The organism is Tumidithrix elongata BACA0141 (genome assembly GCF_036349135.1).
GTDB lineage: Bacteria > Cyanobacteriota > Cyanobacteriia > Pseudanabaenales > Pseudanabaenaceae > Tumidithrix > Tumidithrix elongata.
The window spans coordinates 1-2,907 of the sequence record NZ_JAZBJZ010000220.1 but is presented as its reverse complement, the minus strand read 5'-3'; the positions used below and the strand labels follow the sequence as shown (position 1 = coordinate 2,907).

Below are 2,907 nucleotides of genomic sequence, written 5' to 3'. Positions count from 1 at the left end.
TTTCCTATGAAACCCCTCTTCTGTCTTTATTGCAAGGTTTTGTCCTGTACTAAGACATTTAACACAATTGGCTTAGAAATATAATCATCCATGCCAGCTAAGAGGCACTTTTCGCGATCGCCCTGCATGGCATTTGCCGTCATCGCAATCATACGCGGCCGAGGATAACCCAGATTGAATGTTTGCCAGTTGGTGACAAGATAATTTGCGACTTCCAAGCCATCCATTTCTGGCATTTGGACATCTAATAGCATGAGGTCGTAGGGTTGAGTTTTAACCGCCGCGATCGCCGCCACCCCATTGTCAACCACATCAGCTTGATATCCTAGCTTTTTGAGCATTGCAACCGCCAACGTTTGATTGATCGAGTTGTCCTCTGCCAGCAAGATTTTGAGTGGTAAGCGATCGCTGAGTTTGCCCTGGGACTTGAGTGGCATTTTAGAGATTTGGCTTAAAGTCTCAGCTAAGTGAACAGGTGCGATCTTTGTGGCGATGCTAAAGGAAAATCTAGAGCCTTTTCCCACAGAGCTTTCTACAGAGATCTCGCCACCCATCAAGCTCACCAAGCGCTGACAGATCGCCAGACCTAGACCTGTACCTCCATACTTGCGAGTTGTCGATAGATCTGCCTGCGTAAAGGGTTGAAATAATTTCTGTAACTGCTCGTCAGACATACCGATCCCTGTATCGCGCACCGCAAAAAGCAAGTAAAAGGAATCCTTAAGGATTGGCAACGGATTCTCTTTTAAGCTTACAAATACTTCAACTTCTCCCGTTTCTGTGAATTTGAGCGCATTACTGATGAGATTGAGCAAAATCTGCCGCAATCTTGTTACATCTCCCATGATGTAGGGCGGAACCTGCGGATGCACTGAGTAATTAAAGCTGAGTCCTTTTTCTTGAGCCTTTGACGATAGTAGATTGTATATATCCTCAATCACGGCTTTGAGATCGATCGCAGCATTTTCTAATTCCAGTTTTCCCGATTCAATTTTCGAGAAGTCTAGAATGTCATTAATTACAGTTAAAAGAACTTCTCCACTTACTTGGGTCGTTCTCACAAATTCAGATTGTTCGGGTGTTAACTCTGTCTCTGCGAGCAGTTGGGTCATGCCCAAGACTCCATTCATCGGCGTCCGAATCTCATGGCTCATCATTGCTAAAAAATCTGCCTTTGCGCGCGCCGCTGACTCTGCCTCATCTTTGGCTTGCTTGAGTTGTTCGACCAATTGCAACTGCCGCACTTCTGCTCGCTTGCGCTCTGTGATATCGTTCTGAATCCCGACGTAATGGGTAAGATAGCCGCGATCGTCGTAAATGGGAGAAATACTTAACTCATTCCAAAACAAGGTGCCATCTTTACGATAATTGCGCAGATTTACCGTACAGCCCTGTTGTTCTTTTAGAGCCTTGCGCAGTTCGTTCAGTCCCGACTGATTTCTATCTGAACCTTGGAGAAAACGACAGTTCCTTCCCAAGATCTCTGCCGAGGAGTAGCCCGTGATGCGTTCGAATGCAGGATTGACATAAATTGTCGGTAGGTCGGGTAGACGCGTATCGATAATCACCACACCGTTATGACTCGCCGCGATCGCGCGTTTTTGTAACCTCAGGGTTTCCTCTATTTGTTTGCGCTCTGTAACATCTTCCACTTCGATTACTAGGCATAGGGGTTGGCGATCGCTATTGCAAACCAATGCCGATCTGACGATCGCATCGATTGTTTTGCCATCTTTACGCAGATATCGCTTTTCTACTTGAAGCTTTGATACTTCACGGTGGCGCAGTCTCTCCAATTCTGCAAGGCTTTCACGGCGCTCTGACGGTGGCGCAATGTCAAACAGATTTTTTTGTAATAGCTCATCTACGCCATATCCCAACATTTGGCAAAAAGCTTGATTTACACTTAAGAAACGTCCGTCAAATCCCAAAGTGAGAATACCGATGGGTGCATTCTCAATCGTGAGACGTAACATTTCCTCTTTTTGGGCTAACGTCCTTGCATATTCCTTGAGTTGGCTATTGGCGTCTTCTAGCAGGGGCTGCATCACCTGCAACTTATGGAGGGATTGCGAAAGTTCCCCCGTGCGTTCTACAACCCTTTTTTCTAATTCTGCAGTTAGCGATCGCAATTCTAGGTTTTGCGTCTCTAGGGTTTTGCTCAAATGGTACAACTGCATATGCAGTTGCACGCGGGCAAGTAGTTCCTCTTGTTGAAACGGCTTAGTAATGTAATCTACAGCACCCAAACCCAGACCAGTTACCTTATCTTTTAAATCACCTAAAGCCGTCATAAAAATGACTGGAATTGTTTGGGTAGAAGGGCTAGTCTTGAGTTGACGACAGACCTCAAACCCATCGATTTCAGGCATCATCACATCCAGCAAAATCAAATCGGGGGGGTTTTGCTGTGTTTGCTGAATCGCATTTTGCCCATCGATCTCAATCCGTACTTCATACCCAGCATCGGTTAAAGCATCATACAAAATCCCAAGATTCGTTGGGTTATCATCTACGACTAGGATGGTGGCGCGATCGAGTGATGTGACGCTCATAAACTATCCCCTTTGCCTAAACCAGTTGGTGATTCTTGTGATTGTCGGACAAGATCTTGCAGAAATTGTCTGATTTGTAAAATTTTAAACCCTTGCACGAGCGGTTGCAGTTGCCCGATAAAAACTTGATATCGTTGATTGTGTTGTGAGAGGTGATCTAATTCCTGTTGGAGTGCTTTAACTTGCCCCTCCATTGCGTGTTTTAGTAGTACTTGCAATTGCTCCATGGGGGGAAGCACCAACGTAGGCAGATCGTGGGAATCTGAGGTAGCGGCCAAGTTTGGATTTGGTTCGGCATATAGGGCACCTCTAAAAATCAGTCAGAGACGAAAAACGAAAATAAAAAGAGAGA

General features: G+C 45.5%; 2 protein-coding genes. Both read right to left on the bottom strand.

What is annotated here, in order from left to right; all coding sequences use genetic code 11:
• Positions 1–26 precede the first annotated feature (26 nt).
• On the bottom strand, positions 27–2,555 hold the full coding sequence (locus tag V2H45_RS25415; protein WP_330486492.1) for a response regulator: 2,529 nt from the start codon (positions 2,553–2,555) through the stop codon (positions 27–29).
• Entirely contained in the window at positions 2,552–2,833 is a 282-nt protein-coding gene (locus tag V2H45_RS25410; RefSeq protein WP_330486491.1) for a hypothetical protein, read from the bottom strand. The genes V2H45_RS25415 and V2H45_RS25410 overlap by 4 nt, the downstream gene beginning before the upstream one ends.
• Positions 2,834–2,907: the final 74 nt, after the last annotated feature.

What these genes read in the sequence shown, in the direction of transcription:
- V2H45_RS25415 (WP_330486492.1), bottom strand. Translation starts at nt 2,555, where the DNA reads ATGAGCGTCACATCACTCGATCGCGCCACCATCCTAGTCGTAGATGAT.